Source organism: Variovorax sp. Varisp46 (assembly GCF_059491885.1).
In genome coordinates, this window is record NZ_CP168515.1 from 5,990,174 (window position 1) to 6,012,788 (window position 22,615).

Sequence of the window (22,615 nt, forward strand, 5' to 3'; positions counted from 1 at the left end):
AGGCGACGAGGTCAGGGCCTGATGATCCAGCGCAAAGGTTCCTCGGCGCCGATGCCGCTCTCGCGGCGGCGCTGGCCGCAGTCGCTGTTCCATTCTTCCGGGAAGGTGGGCCAGTAGCACAGCCGCTCGGCCAGGCTGTGCAGCGGCGCCCAGATGAAGTTCACCGCGTAGCTGGTGAAGGTCGCACCTGAGGTGCCTTTGCCCAAGATGTCGTCCGGCATGGCACCGGGGACCCGATGCACACGCATGTGGTCCACGCCGACTCCAGCCGGGTCGATGTCCGGATTGAACGGCCTTCTGGCGTTGGCCGTTCCCGGCGTGCAGGCACGCGGTGGCGGTGCCGATGAGACATCGCCAACACCGGCCCGCTGCCCAGGCCCTGCTGACTCCGGATTACGAAGCGCTGTGCCCCAGCACCGCGGCAAACATGCCGGTATCGACATTGCCCCCGCTCAGGCACACGCCCACCGTCTTGCCGCGCCAGCGTTCCTGCTGCTGAAGCGCGCCCGCCAGCGCCGCGGCGCCCGCGCCCTCGGCCACGTTGTGCGTGTCGCTGAACAGGATGCGCATGGCCTCGGCGATCTCGTCGTCGGTGACGGTGATGACGTCGTCGGCTTCGCGCAGGATCACCTCGACCGACTCGGGCACCGGCACGCGGCAGGCCATGCCGTCGGCCAGCCGCGTGGTGACGGGCGACTCGACGGGCTTGCCGGCGCGGAAGGAGTCGCGGTAGGCCGTGGCGTGCGCCGACACCACGCCGATGAGCTTCGTCGACGCGCCGCAATGCGCACGCGCCGCCGCTGCCGCGGCAAAGCCGGAGCCCAGGCCGATGGGCACGAACAGCACGTCGGGCGGCGTGGCCGACAGGGCGTCGAAGAACTCCACATACGCGGTCGACACGCCGCGCACCAGTTCGCGATGGAACGATGGCACGCGGTGCAGGCCGTCGCGCTCGGCCAGCGCGGCCGCGTGCTCGGCAGCCGCCTGGAAGTCGTCACCGTGCTCCACCAGCGTGACGCCGAGCGCGCGCATCGCGGCGTTCTTCTCGGTCGAATTGCCGTGCGGTACCACGATGGTCGCGCCCAGCCCATGGCGCCGCGCCGCGAAGCCGACCGACTGGCCGTGGTTGCCGCGCGTGGCGCTGATGGCGTGGCGCACGCCCGGCTGCTCGCGCGCCAGGGTCTCGAAGTAGGTCAGCCCGCCGCGGATCTTGAAAGCGCCGGCCGGCGTGTGGTTCTCGTGCTTGGCCCACACGTTGGCGCCCAGGCGCTGCGACAGAAGCGGCCAGGCGTACTGCGGCGTGGGCGGCATGGCCGCATGCACGGTGCGCTGCGCGGCTTCGATTTCTTCGCGGGTGAACCTCATCGGGTGTCCCATCTATTTGCGTTCCGTCAGCGCGACGCGCACGGCCAGGGCAGCGAGCACGCTGCCCATGATGTAGCGCTGCGCGCGCAGCCAGCCGGCGCTTTGCGACAGCACGGCCGTGATGCTCGCGGCGCCGACGATCATCACCGTGTTGACCGCGGCGCTCGCGGTCATCTGCGCGACGCCCAGCTGCATGCTCTGCAGCAGCACCGATCCGCGCTCGGGATGGATGAACTGCGGAAAGAACGAGAGATAGAACATGGCCACCTTCGGGTTCAGCAGGTTCGTCAGAAAGCCCATGCGGAACAGCCTGGCCGGCGGATCGGCCGGCAGCACGCGCGCCTCGAAAGGTGCATTGCCGCCGGGCCTGACCGCCTGCCACGCGAGCCACAGCAGGTAGGCCGCGCCCGCGATGCGGATCGCGTCGAACGCGAGCGGCACGGCCAGCAGCAGCGCGGTGAGCCCGAGCGCGGCGGCGAACAGGTGCGCCAGGAAGGCGATCAGCACGCCGCCCAGCGAGATGAGCCCGGCGCGGCGGCCCTGGATCAGCGTGCGCGAGACGCAATAGATCATGTTCGGCCCCGGCGTGAGCGCCAGCAGCAGCGAGGCGAGGGCGAACAAGGCGATTTCAGGGAGGCTCAGCATGGTCAGAGTCCTTGGGATTCGAGGGTGACGGGGCCGCGCGGCGTGTCGAGCACGGCGATGAGGTTGGGCGCTCCGGCAGCGACGGCCATGCCGGTCATGCCGATGGCCGACAGCGCGGCGGAGAGCGCGGGCGCACGCGGATGCACGGCGCGCAGCGAGCGCATCGAAAGACCCGACGCAGGCATGGCATCGGTCGGATGCACCGGCCCCCACTGGATCAGCGTGGGCAGCGCGCCGTAGAACAGCCGCTGGCCGTCGTCGCGCACGGTGATCTGCCACTCGAGCCGGCCGGCGGGCGTGTCGCGCGAGGCTTCGAGCAGCTGGCCGCGGTCGATGTGCGCGTGCTCTTCATGCGCGAGCGCACGCGTTGCCGCATGCGCATCGGGCACGCGGGCGACGAAATGGATCAGCCGCGGCCCGTGCCGCGCGAGCCCGGCCTGCATCGCGGCGTCGTCGAGGTCGAACCAGCGGTGCGTCTTGGGGCGCGAGGGCCGCTTGCCCGGCTCGATCGCGATGATCTCCGCGTAGGCGGCAGGAAAGGCGTCGCTCGCGATGTTCAGCAGGCGGTTGTGCGTGCCCATCAGCGGATGCGAGCCGCCCGGTGCCGGCGTCACGCCGAGCGTCGCTTCGCACCACGCCACGCCCTCGGCGAGCGAGGCGGCGGCAATCACGAGGTGGTCGAGCTGCGCGTGCATGGTGCGATGGTTCTCGCCGAGGTTCAGAGCGTGACGTGGCCGTCGATGCAGGTCACGGCATCGCCGCCGACCCAGATCTTTCCCTCGGGGTCGCGCTCGATGTGGACGCGGCCCGCGCGGCCCAGGCACTGGCCTTGCGCGGCGAGGTAGCGCTCGGGCATGTGGCCGTCGGCGATCAGCCATTCGGCCAGGCTCGCGTTGAGGCTGCCGGTGACCGGGTCTTCCTGCACGCCGATGGGTTCGGCGAAGGCGCGCACTTCGAGGTCGATCTTCGCGCCGTCGTCGTAAGCGGCCGCCGGGCGGTTGCCGAAGGCGCGCGCCTCGCGGTTCGAGCGGCCGATCAGCGGCGAGGTGTCGAGCGCGGCGGGCACGCCGGCCACACCCGCCTTCACGCCCAGCTCCTTGAGCATGCGGTGATCGGGCGCGAGCGCCAGCACGGCGTCGGCATCGTTGACCAGCAGGCCGAACCAGACCGGGCCGTTGTCGAGCACCTGCGCCGCGATGATCTGCTGCGCCTTCAGGCCCAGCGCGCCGGCCACCTTGGCCAGCAGCGCGGGGCTCGGGGCGCTGCGCCTGAGCGGCGGCGCGGCGAAGGCCAGGCGGCTGCCTTCACGGCGCAGCGGCACGAGGCCGGCGCCGCACTGCTGCACCACGAGGCCGGCGGCCTTCGGCTTGCCGCCGGCCTGCAGCCACGCATGGCAGCTGCCGATGGTCGGGTGGCCGGCGAACGGCAGCTCGCCGCCGGGCGTGAAGATGCGCACGCGATAGTCGGCGCCCGGGTCGGTGGGCGGCAGCAGGAAGGTGGTCTCGGACAGGTTGGTCCACTGCGCGAAGCGCTGCATCGCGGCGTCGTCGAGGTCCGTGCCGTCGATGACGACGGCGAGCGGATTGCCGCGGTAGGCCGTGGCGGTGAAGACGTCGACTTGCTTGAAGGGGCGGGATTTCATTGGAGACTCGGGAGGATCAGATCAATGGGCGATGTCAGTCGGGGAAACACCGTGGATCGGCTTTCCCGGGCCACAGGTGCTGCCCCCTGGAAGGGGGTGGCGAAGCGACACGAAGTGCGCGGAGACCGGGGGTCATTCCAGGCTCAGGTCGAGCACGCCGCGCGTGCCCGGGCGGGAAAGCAGTTCGGCATACCAGCGCTCGACGTTCGGCCACGTCGGCCGGCGGTATTCGGCGGGGGGCAGGCCGAACCAGCGGTGCGCCTCGCAGCCGATGGGGATGTCGGCCATGGTGAAGCGCTCGCCGGCCATGTACGGCTGGCGGGCGAGGTGCGCGTCGAGCATTGCGAACAGCGCCTCGCTGGCGCGCACCGAGTCGTCGATGAGCGTCAACTGTCGCTCCGACGGCGGCGTGCGCACCCATTGCACGAAGGCGTCGCGGCTCGCGCGGTTGAGCGTGGTCTGCTGCCAGTCCATCCAGCGCTCGGCGTCGAAGCGCGCGGGCAGCTCGCTCGGGTAGAGGGTGCCGTGCGAATGCTTCGCGCAGAGGTAGCGCACGATCACGTTCGACTCCCACAGCGTCACGCGCTCGGCGCCTTCGCCGTCGTCGATGGTGGGCACCATCGCATTCGGGTTGAGCGCGAGGTATTCGGGCGTCTGCACCACGCCGAACCTGCCGCCGGCCTCGGTGCGCTGGAAGTCGAGCCCGAGTTCCTGTGCGCACCACACCACCTTGCGGACGTTGATCGAACTGATGCGGCCCCAGATGTTGAGCATGGTCGGTTTCTTTGTCAGCGGGGTGAAGGACGGTCGAGGAAGAGCAGGCGCACGGCCAGCCCCAGCATCACGGCGGCCAGCAGGCCGCTCTGGAACCGTGCCGCACCGGGTCGGCTGTGCAGCCAGCGGCCGATCTGGCCGCTGCATGCGCCCAGCAGCGTGTTGAAGGCCAGCGCGGCCATCGACAGCACCACGCCGAGCTGCACCAGCTGCAGCGGCACGCTGCCGCGCGCCGGATCGACGAACTGCGGCAGGAACACCATGAAGAACAGCAGCGCCTTCGGGTTGACGAGGTTGTTCAGCAGCGCCATGCGCACGATGCGCCCGAACCCGGCCGGCTGCGCCTGCGCGCCCGTGCGAAGGCCGCCGCCGCTTCGCAGCGCCTGCACTGCCAGCCACACCAGGTACAGCGCGCCCGCATAGCGCAGCACGTCGAACGAGGGCGGCCACGCCGCCACCAGCGCGGTGACGCCTGTGGCGGCGAACAGCGTGTGCACGAGGTCGGCCGCCGAGATGCCGAGGGCCGCCGCAAAGCCGCCGCGCGGACCGTGGGCCACGCCGTGCGAGAGCACGAAGGCCATGTTCGGGCCGGGCGACAGGAACAGCGCCAGTACCGCGAGCAGGAAGAGCGAGAGCGTTACGAGGCCGATCAAGGGAGGCTCCTGGGTCAGACCTGCGCGGCGGCCAGTTGCCTGTCGCCGAGCAGCACCAGCTCTTCGCGCAGCGTCTGTGCCAGCGCGGCGATGGCGATGTCGATTTCTTCCACGCTGGCCGTCACGAACGACAGGCGCAGCGTGCGCGGATCGCCTTCGCCCGCATAGAACGGCGCGCCGGGCACGAAGGCCACGTTGCGCTCCACCGCCTTGGGCAGCAGCGTGACGGTGTCGACGCCCTCGGGCAGCCGCGCCCACAGGAACATGCCGCCCTTGGGCGCGTTGAACTTCACGTCCAGGCCCTTCATCTCGCGCGTGAGCGCGGCGATCATCGCGTCGCGCTGGCGCTTGTAGAGGGCGCGGATGGTGGGCACGTGGCGGTCGAGGAACTTGTCCTTCATCACGGCAGAGACCATGCGCTGCGTGAAGATCGGCGTGTGCAGGTCGACCGCCTGCTTGGCCTGCAGCAGCTTCGGGTAGATGGACTTCGGCGCCACCAGGAAGCCCAGGCGCAGGCCGGGCGCCAGCACCTTCGAGAACGAGCCCAGGTAGATCACGCCCTCGGGGTTGCGCGCGGCCAGCGGCAGCGGCGGGGCTTCGTCGAACCAGAGTTCGCCGTAGGGGTTGTCCTCGACGATGGGCAGGTTGGCGGCCGTGGCGGCGGCGGACACGGCGGCGCGGCGCTCCTCGGTCATGGTGCGGCCGGTGGGGTTCTGGAAGTTGGGCAGCAGGTAGACGAAGCGAGCGTCCTTGGCCTTGGCCACGAGGTCTTCGACGATCACGCCGTCATCGTCGCTGGCCACGCCCACCGGGTGCGGCTCCATCGGGCCGAAGGCCTGCAGCGCGCCGAGGTACGTGGGCGTCTCGACCAGCACCTTGCTGCCCGGGTCGATCAGCACCTTGGCCACCAGGTCGAGGCCCTGCTGCGAGCCGGTGGTGATGAGCACCTGCGAGGCATCGACGTCCCACGGCAGCATGTCGGCCACGGCCTGGCGCAGCGGCGCGTAGCCTTCGCTGGCGGCGTACTGCAGCGCGGCCTGGCCGTCGTTGTGCAGCACTTCGGCGCAGGCATCGGCAAAGGCCTGGATCGGGAAGGTCTTGGGCGAGGGCAGGCCGCCGGCCAGGCTGATGATGCCGGGGCGCTCGGTGACCTTGAGGATTTCACGCAGCACCGAAGGATTCATCTTGGCGGCGCGGGCGGCGAGTTTCCAGTTCATGGCTTTCTTCTTTCAGGCGGTGAGGTGAGATTCGGATAGGGGGCAGGCGGGCCGGAGGTCAGTCCGTTGGGATGTCGCCACGGTACACGACATGGATTTTGTTGCTGTCCGGGTCGCGCAGGTAGGCGCCGTAATAGCCATGGCCATAGCGTGGGCGGGGGCCCGGCGCGCCTTCGTCGCGGCCGCCGTGGCGCAGGGCCGCCTCGTGGGCGGCATTCACGGCTTCGGCCGAGGCCGCGGAGAACGCGACCATGCTGCCGTTGCCGGCGCTGGCGGGTTCGCCGTCCAGCGGGATGTACACGTAGAAGCGCGGCAGCACCTGCCCCGGCACGACCCAGCAGGCCGCCTCGGGCCCGCCGTCGGGCGTGACCGGGCGGCGCTTCAGGCCGAGCGGGGCGAGCAGCGCGTCGTAGAAGGCGGCGGCGCGCGGCAGGTCGGTGCAGCCGACGGTGATGTGGCTGAACATCGTCAGCTTCTCCCCGGGCCGACGGCGCCTGCGGGCAGCGATGCTGCAGCTGGCGCGGCCTGCGGTTGCGACAGGCGCTTGCCGATGACCACCGTGGCCACCACCGCGATGGCGAAGCCCAGCGTCACCACGTCGAGCGGTTCGCCCAGCAGCGGGATCGACGCGAGGATCGACAGGAAGGGCTGCAGCAGCTGCGTCTGGCTTACGCGCAGCGCGCCGCCGAGGGCGAGGCCGCGGTACCAGGCGAAGAAGCCGATCCACATCGAGAACATGCCGACGTAGACGAAGCCCACCCAGGCCGACACCGCGACGGGCTGCTGCGGCCACAGCGCCAGCGCGGCCGGCAGCGTAAAGGGCAGCGCCATCACGCAGACCCAGCAGATCACGCGCTCGGCGCCTAGCGATGGTGTGACCTGTGCGCCGTAGATGTAGCCGAAGGAGGCGGCGATGACCGCGCCCACCAGCAGCAGGTCGGCCCACTCGAAACCGAAGCCATGGCCACCCTGGCTCGCGCGCAGTACCGAGAACGCCACCACCAGCAGGCTGCCCGCAATGGCGCAGAGCCAGAAGCCGAGCCGCGCGCGCTGGTGCAGCACCCGGGCCGCCACGGCGGCCGTGACCAGCGGCAGCAGCGCCGTCACCACCGCCGCGTGGCTGGCCGTGACCACGCGCAGCGCAAAGGCCAGCAGAAGCGGAAAGCCGATGGCGTTGCCCAGCACGGCCATGCCCAGCGGCTTCCACTGGTGCGCGGCGGGCCTCGGCGAGCGCGTTGCCAGCAGGAAGATGGCCGACAGCACGCCTGCCAGCGCCGCACGGCCGAGCGTGACGAACCACGGCGACAGCTGCGGCGCGTCCTGCGAGCCGGTGGCCAGGCGCGTCATGGGCAGGGTGACGGCGAACATCGCGACGCCGATGACGCCGAGCCACATGCCCAGCGTCTCGTCTTTCATGGCGAGCTTCATACGCTCACCATCCACCAGGCGGTGAGCACGAGGACGAGACCCATCGCGCGGTTGAACCACAGCAGCCGCGAACCCTTGGCAAGCCATTCGCGCAGCAGCGCGCCGACCATCGCATAGGCGAAATTGCTCGTGAAGGCATAGATGAGCATTACCGGCGCCACGATGGCGAAGCGGCCCAGGGCGTCGGGCTGGCCGGCGATCCAGCCCGCCACCAGCGTGAGCGCGAGCAGCCACGCCTTGATGTTCACGAACTGCAGCATCACGCCCTGTCCGAAGCCGACCGACAGGCTCGCCCCGTCGGCCTTGCCGAGCGTGGCGCTGCCGCTGAGCTTGTACGCGAGCCACAGCAGGTAGCCGATGCCCAGCCCCTTGATGGCCAGGCGCAGCGAGGGCATGGCCACCACCAGCGCGCCAATGCCGGCGGCGCACAGCGCCAGCAGCAGGGTCCAGCCCACGGGCACCGCGACCACGAAGCGCATGGCGCGCGGCAGGCCGCCGTTGGCCGCGAGGGCGGTGGAGAGCGTGGTGTTGGGACCGGGCGAGAAGCTCATCGCCGTGGCCAGCACCAGCAGCGCGGTGAATTCTTGCCAGTTCATGACACACACTCTAAACTTGAGACCATTACAGTTCCGGTACAGATGATCGAACAATCAGGCAATCTGTATTGGTCAGTCCTTCGACACAGAAGCCGGCCCGGCCCGGAAAACGCATGCTGACACGCACCTCCACCCAGTCGCTGACGGGGCAGTTGGCCGACCGCCTGGCCGAGCGCATCCGCACCCGCCTGCTGCCGCCCGGCGCCCGCCTGCCCTCGGTGCGCGAATGCGCGCGGCAGCAGGGCGTGAGTCCCTATACCGTCGTCGCCGCCTACGATCAGCTGCTGGCGCAGGGCCTCGTCGAGGCCCGCCGGCAGCGCGGCTTCTATGTGCGGGATTCCGCCCCTGCGCAGGAGGGCCGTCCGCCGAATCCGGCCGCGGCCGCGCCCATGGTCATGCAGATGATGGCCTCGCGCATACCGGCGGATGCGAGCTCGCTGATCCGCAGCATGTTCCACCGCCCGAGCGACAAGCCGCAGCCGGGCATGGGCGTGTTCCCGCCGGACTGGATGGCGTCGACCTTCATGCCCACGGCCGTGCGGCGCATGACCAGTACAGCCGCCCTGCAGGAGCTGTCGCTCCAGTACGGCGAGCCGGCCGGCGACATGAGCCTGCGGCGCAGCCTCTCGCAGAAGCTGGTGGGCATCAACGTGCCGGCGTCGCCCGAGCAGATCGTGACCACCATCGGCGCCACGCATGCGCTGGACATCGTGAGCCGCACGCTGTTGCGCGCGGGCGATCCGGTGATGGTCGAGGAGCCGGGCTGGGCGCTGGAGTTCGCGCGGCTCGAGGCGCTGGGCATGCGCATCCTGCCCGTGCCGCGCCGTGCCGACGGGCCCGACCTGGAGGTGATGGCGCAGTACTGCAGGCTGCACAGCCCCAAGCTGTTCGTCAGCGTGAGCGTGCTGCACAACCCGACCGGCTACAGCCTCACGCCGGGCAGCGCGCACCGCGTGCTCAAGCTGGCGAACGAGCACGACTTCCACATCGTCGAGGACGACACCTACAGCCACCTCGCACCCGAGCACGCCACCCGGCTCAGCGCGCTCGACGGGCTGCAGCGCACCATCTACGTGAGCGGCTTCGCGAAGATCCTGGCGCCCAACTGGCGCATCGGCTTCCTGGCCGCGCCGCCCGCGCTGAAGGAACGGCTGCTCGAAACCAAGCTGCTGGCCACGCTGACCTCGCCCACGCTGTTCGAGCGGGCCTTGTCGTGGTGCATCGACCAGGGGCAACTGCGCCGGCATTCGGAGCGCGTGCGCATCCGCCTCGACGGTGCACGGGGACGGGCGGTGAAGCTGGCCATGTCGCATGGCTGCACTTTCGCCTCGGAGCCAGCGGGGCTGTTCGGCTGGGTCGATACGGGCGTGGACACCGACGCGCTCACCCAGCGCATGCTCGACCAGGGCTACCTGTTGGCGCCGGGCTCGCTGTTCCACGCGCGCCGCCCGCCGAGCACCATGATGCGGATCAACTTCGCGACCTCGCAGGACGCGGCCTTCTGGAAGGTCTTCAGCAAGGTCCGAAGCGAACTCTGACGGTGCCGAAAGGCCGAAAAAGGCCGGGGGCTTGGAGTAAGCTGGCAACACAAGAAAACCATCCCAGGAGACCTCCGCATGAGCAACGCCAGCAAGCCCTTCGACTTCAGCCAGTTCGTTCCCGGATTCGACTTCTTGAAGAACCTCGCCGGCGGCGCCGCGGCGGGCTCGGGCGCCGGCTCGGTGCCGGGGATGCCGAGCCTTGCGAGCTGGGTGGCGCCCACGCTGAGCGTGGAAGAGGTCGACAAGCGCATCCAGGAACTCAAGACCGTGCAGTACTGGCTCGAACAGAACGGCCATGCCCTCAAGGCCACCATCCAGGCGCTCGAAGTGCAGAAGATGACCTTGTCGACGCTGCGCGGCATGAATGTGCGGATGGAAGACATCGCCAACGCGTTCACCAAGCAGGCAGCCGCGATGGCGCCAGCGGCATCCCCCGAGCCCGAACCCGACCCCGAACCCGAAGAGGTCGAAGACGCGGACGAGATGCCCGAGGAGCAAGCTCCGGCGCCGAAGAAGCCGCGCAGCAGGCCTGCTGCGGCCAAGGCGAATGCCGGCTCGCCCGACGGCCCCGGCGTGGTCGACCCCATGCAGTGGTGGGGCTCGCTCACCGAGCAGTTCCAGCAGATCGCAAGCTCGGCGCTGCAGGACGCGGCGCAGCTGAAGGTGCCGGCCATGGCCCAGCCGTTGGTCGACGCGGTCGACACGGTCATGGGCAAGCCCGCTGCGGCTGCCCGCAAGCCCGCAGCAGCCAAGAAGACTGCAGCGCCGGCCGCAAAGAAAAGGCCGTCGACCGCCGCCCGCAAGCGAACCTCCGGCCGGCGTTGACGTCATACACATTCATTCGTTGAAGAGAACGGGTTGGCACGCACCATGAAGTTGTTTCCCTCCGGCCACGCCACCCATCCGCAATGGCGTATGGCGGCCGGCCTCGTGCTGGCCCAGCTGCGCGCACAGATGGCCTTGCCCGACTACGCGTCTTCGCCGACGCTCGGGCTGCTCTACATCACCGACCACTATGCGAGCGAGGCGCAGGACATCCTCGATCACCTGAGCGCGGAGCTGCCCGAAGTGACCGACTGGTCGGGCACGGTCGGCGTCGGCGTGTCGGCCAACAATGCCGAGTATTTCGACGAGCCCGGGCTGAGCCTGATGCTCTGTGCCCTGCCCAGCGACCAATACCGCGTGTTCTCGGGCGTGGCGCCGTTGGGCAACTCCGAGATGAGCGGCTTCGAGGCCCACACGGCGCTGGTGCATGCCGACCCGGCCACCCCCGACCTTGCCGAGCTGATCGCCGAGATGGCGGGGCGCACGAACACGGGCTACCTGTTCGGCGGCTTGTCTTCGGGGCGTGGCAGCGCGCTGCAGTTCGCGGTCGGCGGCAACGGCAACATCCGCGGGCACGGGGCGGCGGGCGGGGTGTTCTCGGGCGGCCTGTCAGGCGTGGTTTTCGGCGAGGGCGTGCGGCTGGTGTCGCGCGTCACGCAGGGCTGCCAGCCGCTGCGATCGGGGGCGGCGCGCGAGCGCGAGATCACCGAGGCCGACGGCAACCTGCTGCTGAAGCTCGACGGCGAGCCGGCGCTCGACGTGCTGCTGGCCGACCTGCAGGTGTCGCTCGAGCGGCCGCAGGAGGCCATCGACGCCGTGCGTAACACGCTGGTCGGCCTGGCCGACGCGGGCAGCGACGGCATCCGCCGCACCGGCGACCTGGGTGCCGACGTGCTGGTGCGCCACATCATCGGGCTGGACCCGACGCGCCGCGGCATCGCGATCGCCGACGTGGCCGAGGCCGGCATGCGGCTGAGCTTCTGCCGCCGCAATGCGCAAGCCGCGCGTGCCGACCTGATGCGCATCTGCGCCGAAATCCGCGAGGAACTGGAGCCCGAAGAGCAGACGCTGGCCACGGCGCGCGCCGTCGCGGCGGGCGAGGCCGAGGCGGCGCCGCATCCGGCGCGGCACATCGCGGGGGCGGTGTACGTCAGCTGTTCCGGGCGCGGCGGTCCGCCCGGCGGCGCGCCGGGTGCGGAACTGCAGATCGTGCGGCACGCGCTGGGCGACGTGCCGCTGGTGGGGTTCTTCGCGGCGGGCGAGATCGCCCGCCACCATCTGTATGGCTACACCGGCGTGCTGACGGTGTTCGCCAGCAACGACTGACTGCGATCAGGCCGGCTGCAGCGCGCGCGGCGCGGGCGCGGGCATGCCGGTGAACGCGAAATCGACCTCCGGCGCCAGCCCGCTCACGATGCGCGCGATCGACTTGCCCGAACCGCAGGCGTGCGTCCAGCCGAGCGTGCCGTGGCCGGTGTTGAGGAACAGATTTGGGAGCTTCGTCTTGCCGATCAGCGGTACGTTGCTCGGCGTCGCGGGACGCAGGCCGGTCCAGAACTGCGCCTGTGTGGTATCCCCGGCGCCCGGGAACAGCTCTTCCACGCGGCGCACGATGGCTTCGCAGCGCACCCGGTTCAGGTCGCGGTCGTAGCCATTGAGCTCGGCCGTGCCGGCGATGCGCAGGCGGTCGCCCGACTCGGATGTGTAGCGCGAGAACACGAGCTTGAATTCGTCGTCCGTCAGCGAGACCTGGTGCGCCTTCGAGGCGTCCTTCACGGGCAGCGTCACCGAATAGCCCTTGGCCGGGTAGATCGGCAGGCGGATGCCCAGCGGCGCGGCATACAGCGGGCTCAGCGAACCCATCGCCAGCACGAAGGCGTCGCCGCGGATGCGCTGGAAGCGGCCTTCGCTGTCGGTGGCCTCGACGTGGTCGATGCTGCCGCCGGCCTCGCGCAGCGCGGTCACGGTGTGGCTCATCAGGAACCTGACGCCCGCTGCCGTGGCCAGGCCCACCAGTTCGCGCGCGAAGCGGTTGGCGTCGCCGGACTCGTCCTCGGCCGTGTAGGTGGCGCCGGCCAGCTTGGGCCGGATGTGGGCGAGGGCGGGCTCGATCTTCACGGCTTCGTCGGCCGAGATGACTTGGCGCTCGCAGCCCAGGGCGCGCATCTGCTCGGCGGGCGCGAGGGCGCCGTCGAACTCTTTCTGCGTCGTGTAGAAGTGCAGGATGCCCTGCGTGCGCTGGTCGTAGTTCAGACCGGTGTCGCGGCGCAACTGTTGCAACATCGAGCGGCTGTATGTACCAAGACGCACGATCTGCTCGATGTTGTGGCGGGTGCGCGCCGGCGTGCATTCGCGCAGGAACTGCAGGCCCCAGAGCCACTGGCGCATGTCGGCGCGGATGCGGAAGAGCAGGGGGGCGTCTTCCTTGCCCAGCCACTGCAGCACCTTCAGCGGCGCGCTGGGATTGGCCCAGGGTTCGGCATGGCTGACCGAGATCTGCCCGCCGTTGGCGAAGCTGGTTTCGGCGGCCGGGGTGGCCTGCCGGTCGATCACGGTCACTTCGTGGCCGAGTTGCTGGAGGTAGTAAGCCGAGGTCACGCCGAGCAGGCCGGCGCCAAGAACGATCACGCGCATTTCAAGTACCTTTGAGGTTGCAGCGCTTGAACGGCGGGCGTGGTGTGCTATTGAATCAATAGCTAGCAACCGGACGACCGCCGTCCAAGTTGCCGCTCCCCCTGTCCTTGGTACCTGAGAGATTCACCCGCTGCGCCCGCAGTGGGTTTGCTCCTTCGGTGCGCCACATGGCGTGGCGGCTCTCCAGACGGCGTTTCAGTTGGTGCAGTACAGACCCCTTGTTCGGGCCGACCTGAGCGTTTATGGGAGTTTGCGCCTTCGGTAGGGCCACCTGGGTGGCCCGCTCTCCTGCAGTGGGGGGATTGTAGGCGGGGCTTGCGCGACTGCCAATCTCGCGGGTTCTGCGTTTCGGCCCAATGGGATAATCATTGGTTGATTTGCCGCAGGGCGATCGTTCCACAACAACAGGGGACCCCATGATCCTGGTAACCGGCGGCGCCGGCTTCATCGGCGCCAATTTCGTACTCGACTGGATCGCCAACAGCGACGAGCCGGTCGTGAACCTCGACAAGCTGACCTACGCAGGCAATCTCGAGACGCTCGCATCGCTCAAGGACAACCCGAGGCACATCTTCGTGCAGGGCGACATCGGCGACAGCGCGCTGCTCGACCGCCTGCTGGCCGAACACAAGCCTCGCGCCGTGGTGAACTTTGCGGCCGAATCGCATGTGGACCGTTCCATCCACGGCCCTGAAGACTTCGTGCAGACCAACGTCCTCGGCACCTTCCGCCTGCTCGAATCCGTACGCGGCTTCTGGAGCGCACTGCCGGCCGAGCAGAAAGCCGCCTTCCGCTTTCTGCACGTATCAACCGACGAGGTCTACGGCTCGCTCTCCAAGACCGATCCGGCCTTCACCGAAGAAAACAAGTACGAGCCCAACAGCCCGTATTCGGCCAGCAAGGCCGCCAGCGATCACCTCGTGCGCGCCTGGCACCACACCTACGGCCTGCCGGTGGTCACCACCAACTGCTCGAACAACTACGGCCCGTTCCATTTTCCCGAGAAGCTGATCCCGCTGATGATCGTCAACGCGCTGGCCGGCAAGAGCCTGCCCGTATACGGCGACGGCATGCAGGTGCGCGACTGGCTCTACGTGAAGGATCACTGCAGCGCCATCCGCCGCGTGCTCGAGGCCGGCAAGCTGGGCGAGACCTACAACGTCGGCGGCTGGAACGAGAAGCCCAACATCGAGATCGTCAACACCGTGTGTGCGCTGCTCGACGAGCTGCGCCCGCGCGCGGACGGCAAGCCGTACAAGGAGCAGATCACCTACGTCACCGACCGCCCGGGCCATGACCGCCGCTACGCCATCGACGCGCGCAAGCTGGAACGCGAACTCGGCTGGAAGCCCGCCGAAACCTTCGACACCGGCATCCGCAAGACCGTCGAGTGGTATCTCGCGAACAGCGAATGGGTGCACAACGTGCAAAGCGGCGCCTACCGCGAGTGGGTCGAAAAGCAATACGACGCGAAGGCTGCGGCATGAAGTTGCTGCTGCTTGGCAAGGGCGGGCAGGTCGGCTGGGAACTGCAGCGCAGCCTTGCGCCGCTGGGTGAGCTGGTCGCGCTCGATTTCGACAGCACCGATTTCAACGCTGACTTCAGCCGCCCCGAGCAACTGGCCGAGACGGTGTTGAAGGTTCGCCCCGACGTGATCGTCAATGCCGCGGCGCACACGGCGGTCGACAAGGCTGAGAGCGAGCCCGATTTCGCACGCAAGCTCAACGCCACCTCGCCCGGCGTGGTGGCCGAGGCCGCGCAGCAGATCGGGGCGTTGATGGTGCACTACTCGACCGACTACGTCTTCGACGGCAGCGGCACCAGGCCCTGGAAAGAAGGCGACGCGACCGGCCCGCTCAGCGTGTACGGACAGACCAAGCTCGAAGGCGAGCAACTGGTGGCGCAGAACTGCCCAAACCATCTGATCTTTCGCACGAGCTGGGTGTACGCGGCGCGCGGCGGCAACTTCGCCAAGACCATGCTGCGGCTGGCGAAGGAACGCGAGAAGCTGACCGTCATCGACGACCAGTTCGGTGCGCCGACCGGGGCCGAGTTGTTGGCCGACGTGACGGCGCATGCCATTCGAGCCACGCTGCAGGATCCGGCGAAGGCGGGTCTCTATCACGCGATTGCCGGTGGCGAGACGACGTGGCACGGCTACGCGCGTTTCGTGCTCGAACTGGCGCAGCAAGCCGGCGTCGAACTCAAGGCCGGCCCGCAGGCTGTCGAGGCGGTGCCCACCAGCGCTTTCCCGACTCCGGCGAAGCGCCCGCACAACTCCCGGCTCGACACCTCCAAGCTGCAGACCACTTTCGGCCTGCGCCTGCCGCCCTGGCAGGAAGGCGTCGCGCGCATGCTGCGCGAAATCCTTTGAATCTTCACGAGAAAAAGTACATGACCAAGACGACGCAACGCAAAGGCATCATCCTGGCCGGTGGTTCGGGCACTCGCCTGCATCCGGCCACATTGGCCATGAGCAAGCAGCTCCTGCCGGTGTACGACAAGCCGATGATCTACTACCCCCTGAGCACGCTGATGCTCGGCGGTATGCGCGACATCCTGATCATCAGCACGCCGCAGGACACGCCGCGGTTCCAGCAGTTGCTGGGGGATGGGAGCCAGTGGGGGATCAATCTGCAGTATGCGGTGCAGGCCAGTCCTGACGGATTGGCGCAGGCGTTCATCATCGGGGATAAGTTCCTGGGCAATTCGTCCAGCGCGCTGGTGCTCGGCGACAACATCTTTTATGGGCACGACCTTGTGCATCTGCTGGCCGACGCCGATGCGAAGACGTCGGGTGCCACCGTATTCGCGTATCACGTGCAAGACCCCGAGCGTTATGGCGTGGTGGCCTTCGATGGCAAAGGCAAGGCCAGCAGCATCGAGGAAAAGCCGCTAAAGCCCAAGAGCAGCTATGCGGTGACGGGGCTCTACTTCTATGACAACAAGGTCGTAGACATTGCCAAGGCCGTGGAGCCCAGTGCGCGCGGCGAACTGGAGATCACGGCCGTCAACCAGGCTTACCTCGATCTCGATCAGTTGAACGTTCAGATCATGCAGCGCGGTTATGCGTGGCTTGATACCGGTACGCACGACAGCCTGCTGGAAGCTGGGCAATTCATTGCGACTCTGGAGCATCGCCAGGGGCTGAAGATTGCTTGTCCGGAGGAGATTGCGTGGCGCAACCGGTTCATTTCGACGGAGCAGCTCGAGAAGCTGGCCGCGCCGCTGGAGAAGAGCGGCTACGGAAAGTATCTGAAGCACCTTCTGAGTGAGGAGATTCGCTCGTGAAGGCGACACCTACGGCGATTCCTGATGTGCTGGTAATCGAGCCCAAGGTGTTCGGGGACGCTCGGGGGTTTTTCTTCGAGAGCTTCAACCAGAATGCGTTCGATGCGACGCTTGGCAAGCACGTCGATTTCGTTCAGGACAATCACTCGCGCTCGGTGAAAGGAGTGTTGCGAGGATTGCACTATCAGGTGCAACAACCGCAGGGGAAACTGGTCCGCGTCGTGCGCGGCGCAGTGTTCGATGTGGCTGTGGACATACGCAAGACATCGCCGACATTCGGAAAATGGGTTGGTGTCGAGTTAAGCGAGTCGAATCACAAACAGTTGTGGGTGCCCGCAGGCTTCGCTCATGGTTTTCTCGTACTGAGCGACATCGCGGAGTTTGTCTACAAGACAACCGACTACTACGCGCCCGCATATGAGCGAGCAATCAAGTGGAACGACGCGGATCTGGGGATTGCATGGCCCGCTACAGGGGGTGAGCCTCAGTTGTCGGAAAAGGACAAGGCAGGCTCGGACTTTGTCCACGCCCAGATCTTTACTTGATCTGGTGATTACTGTCTTGCTTGGCTGCGAGAAGCATCCGCGCCAGCGTTTCTTCAAGCGTCGGCGCTCCTAGCGCGACGTCGTGCTCCGCCAGCAAGGCATGGAGTTTGGCCGGATCGCCGCACAGTCGGTGCACTTCGTTTGCTCTGACGAAAGCGGGGCTGACTTCGATGCGGGGACTGTGCGAGGTCATCCGTGAAAGTACATCGATGACTAGGCGTAACGCGTAGGGCCTGCCCGAACAGATGTTGTAGGCCTCGCCAGCTGTGCCATGCGCGAGCAGCAGTAAGTACGCATCGCAAACCGTCTGTACATCATTGAACTCGCGTTCCACATCAAGGTTGCCAAGCGCAATCGAGGGCGCGCGATGGGCGAAGTGCATCGCTAGCTTGGGGATGAGGAAATTGACGTCTTGTCCCGGCCCTGTGTAGTTGAACGGACGCGTGATCACCAAATTCAACCGGTCGCTGTATGTTCTTGCCATGTATTCCATCGCAAGCTTGCTCATGCCGTAGTGGTTGACAGGTGCCGGCGGCTGTAACTCGTCGATGGGTGAGTTGGTCGTGTTTCCGTAGATGTTGGCGCTACTGGCCAAGAGAACGCGCTTCGGTCGAACTGGAAGCGCCACCAGCGCGTCCAAAAGGTTTGTAGTCCCAACTACATTGACGGCGTAAAACGCCGCATCGTTGGCGTGCCCCGCAAAACTGATTGCGGCCAGGTGCACGACAGCTTCCGGCGCGACCTCCCGTATTTCCTTGCGAAGCGCCTCATAGTCGGTGAGGTCGGCCTGAAGTTCGTGGATTGTGTGGCCCGCTGAAACAGCGCGCTCGGCGAACAATCGGCCGGTAAACCCTTTGGCGCCGGTGAGCAGAATCCTCAAAATGAAAAGCCCTGCTTGTTGCGTCGAATGTCGGCCTCCACCATCATCTGGCAGAGCCCTTCCAGCGTGGTGGTGGGTTCCCAGCCAAGCTTGGCCTTGGCCTTGGCGGGATTGCCGATCAACAGTTCGACTTCGGCGGGGCGATAGAACTTCGGGTTGATGCGCATCACCGTTTTGCCATTGGCCGTGTCGATCGCGGACTCTGTTTCGCCTGCGCCCTTGAACTCAATGCCAATGCCTGCAGCCTTGAATGCCATCAAGACGAAATCTCGCACCGTTTCCGTACGATTGGTGGCAAGCACATAGCTGTCGGGTTCGTCGGCCTGCAGCATGCGCCACATGCCCTCAACATACTCCTTCGCATAGCCCCAGTCGCGCTTGGCATCGAGGTTCCCGAGTTCCAGTACGTCGAGCTTGCCGAGCTTGATCTTCGCGACGCTATCGGTGATCTTGCGCGTCACGAATTCGCGGCCGCGCAGCGGGCTTTCATGATTGAAGAGGATGCCGCTGCAGCCGAAGATGCCGTAACTTTCCTGGTAGTTGATCGTCATCCAGTGCGCAAACAGCTTTGCGACGCCGTAGGGGCTGCGCGGATAGAACGGCGTGCTCTCGATCTGGGGAATGGCTTGCACCTTGCCGAACATCTCTGAGGTGGATGCTTGGTAGAAGCGGATCTTCGTGTTGGTGAGGCGAATCGCTTCGAGCAGATGCAGGGCGCCCATGGCGGTGATCTGGGCCGTCGCTTCAGGCTGGTTGAAGCTCACGCCGACAAAACTCTGGGCAGCTAGGTTGTAGACCTCATCGGGCTGTGCTTCTTTGATGAGCGTCAGGGAGCTGCCAAGATCGGTCAGGTCGTACTCGATCAGATGTAGATCCGGATTGTCTTGGATGCCGAGTTCTTCGATGCGCCAGAAATTGACTGAACTGGTCCGGCGGTAGGTTCCGTAGACGACATAGCCTTTGCTGAGCAGCAGCTCCGCAAGGTAGGCACCGTCCTGGCCTGTGATGCCCGTTACTACTGCACGCTTTTTCATTGAAACTCCTTCTAGATCTGATCGACGACGTAGCGGGGGACTGCTCCGGATCCTCGCCTTGCGTAAACCGTCAATTTTGCCCGAAAACGAATGTGTGTCTGAATGTCGCCGAGGAGGAGACTCTCCCGCCCTATAAAATGAATCAGCGACCTTCGTTCTGTTTTGTGGGCTGATCGCGCCCTATCTGCGTCTTTGCAGCACGAGAGCTTTTTTGGGAGCGGCGATGGTTCAATCCTTCCGACGCCCGCAGTTCCGACTTGACCATGCCATTTGTCTCCTACGCCCAGAATTTCGAAGACGTCATGTTGTGGCGTGCGCTTGGCCACATCGAGCATGGGTTCTACATAGATGTGGGAGCGCAGTCGGCAGATCTGGATTCCGTTACGCGCGCGTTCAGTGAGCGGGGGTGGAGGGGCATCAATATCGAGCCGCATCCGTTTTACTATGCGCACTTGTTGGAGCGCCGCCCTCTCGATATCAATCTCTGCACTGCCGTGGGCGATAGCGTTGGGATGCTCACGATGAATTTCGTTGGAGCAACGGGCTTGTCCACTGCGGACGATCAAATAGCGGCGAGGCATGTCGCAGCCGGTCACGCATTGAATCGCGCCCAGGTAGAACTAACCACGCTCGCCAAGCTATGGAAAGAGCATGTGGCCCATGGTCAAACGGTCCATTTTCTCAAGGTCGATGTGGAAGGGTTCGAGACGGCAGTTCTGGCCGGCAACGACTGGGTCGCGAATCGACCGTGGATCGTCGTTGTGGAAGCAACACTTCCCAATTCGCGAACCGAGAGTCATGGCGAGTGGGAGGGCGCGCTCTTGAAGGCCGGCTACGAGCACGTCTATTCAGACGGCCTGAATCGCTTCTATGTTGCGGATGAACACCGCGAGTTGTCGGACGCGTTCAAGTATCCGCCGAACATCTTCGATGATTTCGTTCCGGCGCAATTGATCGATCTGCAACGGCGTACGACGCACGCGGAAGGTGAATTGGCTGAATGGCAACGGCGTACGGCGCACGCGGAAGGTGAGTTGGCCGAATGGCAACGGCGTACGGCGCACACGGAAGGTGAGTTGGCCGAATGGCGGCGGCGCGCCGGATTGACTGAGAACGAACTGATCGAGGAGCGTATACGTCGCTCTTACGCCGAAAAGGCGCTGATCGAGTCGCGACAACGTATCGAACTGACAGAGGCGAGTGCCATTGACGCAAGAGCTTGGGGTCGGCAAATGCGAGCGCAAGTCGATGGGTTGCGGCGGGAGATCGATGCGCGCGATGTGCTGGTCTCGCAGGCGAATCTACGAGCCGAAGGCTTGGCCACTCAATACCGCGAAGTTTTGGCATCGAGCTCCTGGCGCATCACTGCCCCATTGCGCAAGATTGCCTCCGCAATTCCCGGGTCGTTCTGGCGCTACTCGCGTCGCGCGGCAAAGGCCGGGTGGTGGGCCGTTACGCCGTGGCGCTTGCCGGCACGCCTGAGATTTCTTCGCGATCGGCGCGCCATGATGCCGCATGGCAATTGCGTCAGTGAATCCAATCTCCCCGTGACGCTCGATCTGGCTAACGACCAAGCCTTGGTGGATGCGAGTGGGCTCTCATCCGATCAGGTGCTATGGCCGACGCAGGCCCCCCACGCCGTTGTCGATAAATGGTCGGCGGCGAGATTCTGCATCGATACATTGCGCAAGCGCGGCGATGTGCGCACGCAGTTCCCCCTCGCGCTCTCCGATCCTTCGGGTAGTGGCTTTGCACACTGGCTCATTGATGAGTACGGCAGCCAACTGGGCCTTTCCGAAGTTGCAAAACAGGCGTTGCGGAACCTCCTGAGCGAGGATATTTCGGCATCCGCCCGGCAAATGTTCTTGTTTCGCGCGGACGTCAGGGTGAACATTCCACACGGTTTGACGCCGCGCGGTCAGGCGGCGTTGTACCGATGGCTCATGGACGAAGGACGGCGCGAACTCGGTCTGCGGGCTGAGGAAATTCTCTGGCTGCTGATGCAAGCCGCAGAGAACCCCGCCTTGGAGTTGGTGCGGGCGTTCCTGTTCACCCCGGAATGGCAAAGAGTTCATCCGGGCGGATTGACCGTATTCGGGCGCGTGGCATTCTCCAAATGGTTCGCTGCAAATTATCAAGTGGCCCCCGACCACTGGTTGGCTCCGGTCAATTGGCCTGTGAGCATTTCTGCAGCGCGCCAACTACGTGAGTTTTATCATGCGAGCGATGACTGGCGGAAGCGCCATCCAGGTGCTTTGCAGAGCGCCGCCGCTGCGGCGGCGTTGATCACTTGGCTGCAATCGGAAGAGGCCTCGCTGGACGAAGAAGCCCGGGCATGGTGTGCCGCGCTGGATGTGCAGAAGGTCTCTGAAGAATTGGTCTCCGAAGGAGTCAATTTGATTGGCCATTTCTGCTGTCCCTCGGGCGTTCGGGTGTCGGCCGAAGCACTGGTTGCGGGTATGAATGACCTTGGTATTCAAACTTCGCTGCGAGATTTGAGGACGGATATCAAGGACGAGCCGAACCATTTTCGTTTTCAGGGGTTAGAGGATTTCGACATCACCATCATTCATACCCAGCCTGAACCGTTCTTCGAAAATGCGTACGCGCGCAGTGATCTGCAGGAGCGTTCTCCTCGAACGTACCGGATCGCCTATTGGTACTGGGAGTTTGACTCCGTGCCTGAAAGCTGGATTGACCGTTCGGCAAACGTCGATGAGGTTTGGACCGCTACCGAGTTCATCGCAAAGGGGCTGCGCGAACGGCTGTCGATACCTGTCAGGACTTTGTTCCCTGGCGTACGACTCGGCAACTACACCCCTCGTGACCGCTCATATTTTGGGATCCGGGAAGACACCTTCACCTTCCTGTTCAACTTCCACATGAACAGCGTGATGGAGCGCAAAAATCCCCTTGGCCTTATTCGTGCCTTCAAGCTGGCGTTTCGGGTGGATGAGCCGGTTTCCCTGGTGGTGAAGACGATGTTCGGTCACCATCATCCCGCCCAAATGGATCTATTGCGCGAGGCGGCAGTTGGCGCCAATGTACAGATCATCGACGAGGTGTACGACGCCGACGAGATCTTGTCGCTTACGGATGTTTGCGATGCTTACGTGTCGCTTCATCGCAGTGAGGGCTTGGGCCTCACGATGGCTGAGGCGATGCTGATGGGGAAGCCAGTCATCGCTACCAACTATTCCGGCAATACTGATTTCATGAACGAATCAAACAGCTTACTGGTGCCCTTCGAACTCGTGAAGGTGGGGCGCCAGTTGCCCCCTTACGATGCCGATCTGGTATGGGCCGAGCCTTCGGCGGAGCACGCTGCGGCGCTGATGCGCCGGCTCGTCGACGAACCCGAATGGGCTCGCGAAGTTGGCGCAAGAGCTAAGGCCAGTGCGGAAGAAACTCTCTGTGTGGAGGCTGCTGCCCCCAAGGTCGCACAACGGCTGGCGGAAATCAGAGCACTCCGAAACCGAGCGTCCGGATTCCAGTGAGCGAGCGTGGCGGCTGGCAGAGGAGTCGATCCTGAGTAAATGCATGGG

General features: G+C 65.8%; 22 protein-coding genes and 2 riboswitches. Of the genes, 8 read left to right on the forward strand and 14 right to left on the reverse strand.

All coding sequences use genetic code 11. From position 1 onward, the window contains the following. Nucleotides 1-11 precede the first annotated feature (11 nt). The 11 genes from ACEN9N_RS28220 to ACEN9N_RS28270 form a co-directional block, all read right to left on the reverse strand. Entirely contained in the window at nucleotides 12-221 is a 210-nt protein-coding gene (locus tag ACEN9N_RS28220; protein ID WP_495655043.1) for a hypothetical protein, read from the reverse strand. A gap of 172 nt (nucleotides 222-393) precedes the next feature. Continuing rightward, nucleotides 394-1,365 (reverse strand): threonine dehydratase, encoded by a 972-nt coding sequence (locus tag ACEN9N_RS28225; protein ID WP_007838927.1) that lies wholly within the window; start codon nucleotides 1,363-1,365, stop codon nucleotides 394-396. A gap of 12 nt (nucleotides 1,366-1,377) precedes the next feature. Beyond that, a complete protein-coding gene (locus ACEN9N_RS28230; protein ID WP_007838930.1) occupies nucleotides 1,378-2,010 on the reverse strand; it encodes a LysE family translocator in 633 nt (210 codons plus the stop codon). Between the two features lie 2 nt (nucleotides 2,011-2,012). Beyond that, the gene (locus ACEN9N_RS28235) at nucleotides 2,013-2,705 is read right to left on the reverse strand and encodes a VOC family protein (RefSeq protein WP_495655044.1); all 693 of its coding nucleotides are present in this window, start codon (nucleotides 2,703-2,705) and stop codon (nucleotides 2,013-2,015) included. A gap of 23 nt (nucleotides 2,706-2,728) precedes the next feature. After that, the gene (locus tag ACEN9N_RS28240; RefSeq protein WP_007838935.1) at nucleotides 2,729-3,652 is read right to left on the reverse strand and encodes a PhzF family phenazine biosynthesis protein; all 924 of its coding nucleotides are present in this window, start codon (nucleotides 3,650-3,652) and stop codon (nucleotides 2,729-2,731) included. Nucleotides 3,653-3,784: 132 nt separating this feature from the next. Continuing rightward, a complete protein-coding gene (locus tag ACEN9N_RS28245) occupies nucleotides 3,785-4,426 on the reverse strand; it encodes a glutathione S-transferase family protein (RefSeq protein ID WP_007838937.1) in 642 nt (213 codons plus the stop codon). A 14-nt stretch (nucleotides 4,427-4,440) separates the two neighbouring features. Then, entirely contained in the window at nucleotides 4,441-5,079 is a 639-nt protein-coding gene (locus ACEN9N_RS28250; RefSeq protein WP_495655045.1) for a LysE family translocator, read from the reverse strand. Nucleotides 5,080-5,093: 14 nt separating this feature from the next. After that, nucleotides 5,094-6,296 carry an aminotransferase-like domain-containing protein gene (locus tag ACEN9N_RS28255; protein WP_007838940.1) on the reverse strand — a complete coding sequence of 401 codons (1,203 nt, stop codon included), beginning with the start codon at nucleotides 6,294-6,296 and terminating at the stop codon, nucleotides 5,094-5,096. 58 nt (nucleotides 6,297-6,354) lie between these two features. Next, the gene (locus ACEN9N_RS28260) at nucleotides 6,355-6,762 is read right to left on the reverse strand and encodes a VOC family protein (protein WP_413315850.1); all 408 of its coding nucleotides are present in this window, start codon (nucleotides 6,760-6,762) and stop codon (nucleotides 6,355-6,357) included. Nucleotides 6,763-6,764: 2 nt separating this feature from the next. Continuing rightward, nucleotides 6,765-7,712, reverse strand: a complete 948-nt coding sequence (locus ACEN9N_RS28265; protein WP_495655046.1) for a DMT family transporter — start codon at nucleotides 7,710-7,712, stop codon at nucleotides 6,765-6,767. An 8-nt stretch (nucleotides 7,713-7,720) separates the two neighbouring features. Then, on the reverse strand, nucleotides 7,721-8,320 hold the full coding sequence (locus tag ACEN9N_RS28270) for a LysE family translocator (protein ID WP_413315846.1): 600 nt from the start codon (nucleotides 8,318-8,320) through the stop codon (nucleotides 7,721-7,723). Nucleotides 8,321-8,433: 113 nt separating this feature from the next. Here ACEN9N_RS28270 and ACEN9N_RS28275 point away from each other — a divergent pair, with 113 nt between their 5' ends. The 3 genes from ACEN9N_RS28275 (at nucleotide 8,434) to ACEN9N_RS28285 (ending at nucleotide 12,012) form a co-directional block, all read left to right on the forward strand. Continuing rightward, nucleotides 8,434-9,858, forward strand: a complete 1,425-nt coding sequence (locus ACEN9N_RS28275; RefSeq protein WP_413335051.1) for an aminotransferase-like domain-containing protein — start codon at nucleotides 8,434-8,436, stop codon at nucleotides 9,856-9,858. A gap of 78 nt (nucleotides 9,859-9,936) precedes the next feature. After that, nucleotides 9,937-10,686, forward strand: coding sequence for a PhaM family polyhydroxyalkanoate granule multifunctional regulatory protein (locus tag ACEN9N_RS28280; protein ID WP_495655047.1), 750 nt, complete (start codon nucleotides 9,937-9,939; stop codon nucleotides 10,684-10,686). 45 nt (nucleotides 10,687-10,731) lie between these two features. Then, the gene (locus ACEN9N_RS28285; protein WP_495655048.1) at nucleotides 10,732-12,012 is read left to right on the forward strand and encodes an FIST signal transduction protein; all 1,281 of its coding nucleotides are present in this window, start codon (nucleotides 10,732-10,734) and stop codon (nucleotides 12,010-12,012) included. 6 nt (nucleotides 12,013-12,018) lie between these two features. Here the strand turns inward: ACEN9N_RS28285 and ACEN9N_RS28290 are convergent, their stop codons facing one another. Beyond that, a complete protein-coding gene (locus ACEN9N_RS28290) occupies nucleotides 12,019-13,320 on the reverse strand; it encodes a D-amino acid dehydrogenase (RefSeq protein WP_413335057.1) in 1,302 nt (433 codons plus the stop codon). A 91-nt stretch (nucleotides 13,321-13,411) separates the two neighbouring features. Beyond that, nucleotides 13,412-13,517: riboswitch (glycine riboswitch) on the reverse strand. 7 nt (nucleotides 13,518-13,524) lie between these two features. Further along, a riboswitch (glycine riboswitch) is annotated at nucleotides 13,525-13,621 on the reverse strand. A gap of 115 nt (nucleotides 13,622-13,736) precedes the next feature. Here ACEN9N_RS28290 and rfbB point away from each other — a divergent pair. From rfbB to rfbC, 4 genes are read left to right on the forward strand one after another with little or no spacing between them, the layout of a single operon-like run. Continuing rightward, nucleotides 13,737-14,807, forward strand: a complete 1,071-nt coding sequence (gene rfbB, locus ACEN9N_RS28295) for a dTDP-glucose 4,6-dehydratase (RefSeq protein WP_495655049.1) — start codon at nucleotides 13,737-13,739, stop codon at nucleotides 14,805-14,807. Continuing rightward, a complete protein-coding gene (gene rfbD / locus ACEN9N_RS28300) occupies nucleotides 14,804-15,694 on the forward strand; it encodes a dTDP-4-dehydrorhamnose reductase (RefSeq protein WP_495655050.1) in 891 nt (296 codons plus the stop codon). The genes rfbB and rfbD overlap by 4 nt, the downstream gene beginning before the upstream one ends. Before the next feature lie 20 nt (nucleotides 15,695-15,714). Further along, nucleotides 15,715-16,611: a glucose-1-phosphate thymidylyltransferase RfbA gene (rfbA, locus tag ACEN9N_RS28305; RefSeq protein WP_495655051.1), complete on the forward strand. Its 897-nt coding sequence runs from the start codon at nucleotides 15,715-15,717 to the stop codon at nucleotides 16,609-16,611. After that, complete coding sequence (gene rfbC, locus ACEN9N_RS28310) at nucleotides 16,608-17,156, forward strand: dTDP-4-dehydrorhamnose 3,5-epimerase (protein WP_478179903.1); 549 nt, start codon at nucleotides 16,608-16,610, stop codon at nucleotides 17,154-17,156. The genes rfbA and rfbC overlap by 4 nt, the downstream gene beginning before the upstream one ends. On the opposite strand, the gene ACEN9N_RS28315 is transcribed toward rfbC, so the two are convergent. Both ACEN9N_RS28315 and gmd read right to left on the reverse strand, forming a co-directional pair. Beyond that, a complete protein-coding gene (locus ACEN9N_RS28315; RefSeq protein ID WP_495655052.1) occupies nucleotides 17,149-18,036 on the reverse strand; it encodes an NAD-dependent epimerase/dehydratase family protein in 888 nt (295 codons plus the stop codon). The two genes, rfbC and ACEN9N_RS28315, sit on opposite strands and share 8 nt — an antisense overlap. Next, entirely contained in the window at nucleotides 18,033-19,070 is a 1,038-nt protein-coding gene (gmd, locus tag ACEN9N_RS28320) for a GDP-mannose 4,6-dehydratase (RefSeq protein WP_478179905.1), read from the reverse strand. Before gmd ends, ACEN9N_RS28315 begins: the two co-directional genes overlap by 4 nt. Before the next feature lie 263 nt (nucleotides 19,071-19,333). Here gmd and ACEN9N_RS28325 point away from each other — a divergent pair, with 263 nt between their 5' ends. Further along, complete coding sequence (locus ACEN9N_RS28325) at nucleotides 19,334-22,567, forward strand: FkbM family methyltransferase (RefSeq protein WP_495656430.1); 3,234 nt, start codon at nucleotides 19,334-19,336, stop codon at nucleotides 22,565-22,567. Nucleotides 22,568-22,615 lie beyond the last annotated feature (48 nt).

Bases quoted from the DNA above. Each gene is read 5' to 3' on its own strand.
- ACEN9N_RS28220 (WP_495655043.1), bottom strand. From the start codon at position 221: ATGCCGGACGACATCTTGGGCAAAGGCACCTCAGGTGCGACCTTCACC.
- ACEN9N_RS28225 (WP_007838927.1), bottom strand. From the start codon at position 1,365: ATGAGGTTCACCCGCGAAGAAATCGAAGCCGCGCAGCGCACCGTGCAT.
- ACEN9N_RS28230 (WP_007838930.1), bottom strand. From the start codon at position 2,010: ATGCTGAGCCTCCCTGAAATCGCCTTGTTCGCCCTCGCCTCGCTGCTG.
- ACEN9N_RS28235 (WP_495655044.1), bottom strand. From the start codon at position 2,705: ATGCACGCGCAGCTCGACCACCTCGTGATTGCCGCCGCCTCGCTCGCC.
- ACEN9N_RS28240 (WP_007838935.1), bottom strand. From the start codon at position 3,652: ATGAAATCCCGCCCCTTCAAGCAAGTCGACGTCTTCACCGCCACGGCC.
- ACEN9N_RS28245 (WP_007838937.1), bottom strand. From the start codon at position 4,426: ATGCTCAACATCTGGGGCCGCATCAGTTCGATCAACGTCCGCAAGGTG.
- ACEN9N_RS28255 (WP_007838940.1), bottom strand. From the start codon at position 6,296: ATGAACTGGAAACTCGCCGCCCGCGCCGCCAAGATGAATCCTTCGGTG.
- ACEN9N_RS28260 (WP_413315850.1), bottom strand. From the start codon at position 6,762: ATGTTCAGCCACATCACCGTCGGCTGCACCGACCTGCCGCGCGCCGCC.
- ACEN9N_RS28265 (WP_495655046.1), bottom strand. From the start codon at position 7,712: ATGAAAGACGAGACGCTGGGCATGTGGCTCGGCGTCATCGGCGTCGCG.
- ACEN9N_RS28270 (WP_413315846.1), bottom strand. From the start codon at position 8,320: ATGAACTGGCAAGAATTCACCGCGCTGCTGGTGCTGGCCACGGCGATG.
- ACEN9N_RS28275 (WP_413335051.1), top strand. From the start codon at position 8,434: ATGCTGACACGCACCTCCACCCAGTCGCTGACGGGGCAGTTGGCCGAC.
- ACEN9N_RS28280 (WP_495655047.1), top strand. From the start codon at position 9,937: ATGAGCAACGCCAGCAAGCCCTTCGACTTCAGCCAGTTCGTTCCCGGA.
- ACEN9N_RS28285 (WP_495655048.1), top strand. From the start codon at position 10,732: ATGAAGTTGTTTCCCTCCGGCCACGCCACCCATCCGCAATGGCGTATG.
- ACEN9N_RS28290 (WP_413335057.1), bottom strand. From the start codon at position 13,320: ATGCGCGTGATCGTTCTTGGCGCCGGCCTGCTCGGCGTGACCTCGGCT.
- rfbB (WP_495655049.1), top strand. From the start codon at position 13,737: ATGATCCTGGTAACCGGCGGCGCCGGCTTCATCGGCGCCAATTTCGTA.
- rfbD (WP_495655050.1), top strand. From the start codon at position 14,804: ATGAAGTTGCTGCTGCTTGGCAAGGGCGGGCAGGTCGGCTGGGAACTG.
- rfbA (WP_495655051.1), top strand. From the start codon at position 15,715: ATGACCAAGACGACGCAACGCAAAGGCATCATCCTGGCCGGTGGTTCG.
- gmd (WP_478179905.1), bottom strand. From the start codon at position 19,070: ATGAAAAAGCGTGCAGTAGTAACGGGCATCACAGGCCAGGACGGTGCC.
- ACEN9N_RS28325 (WP_495656430.1), top strand. From the start codon at position 19,334: ATGCCATTTGTCTCCTACGCCCAGAATTTCGAAGACGTCATGTTGTGG.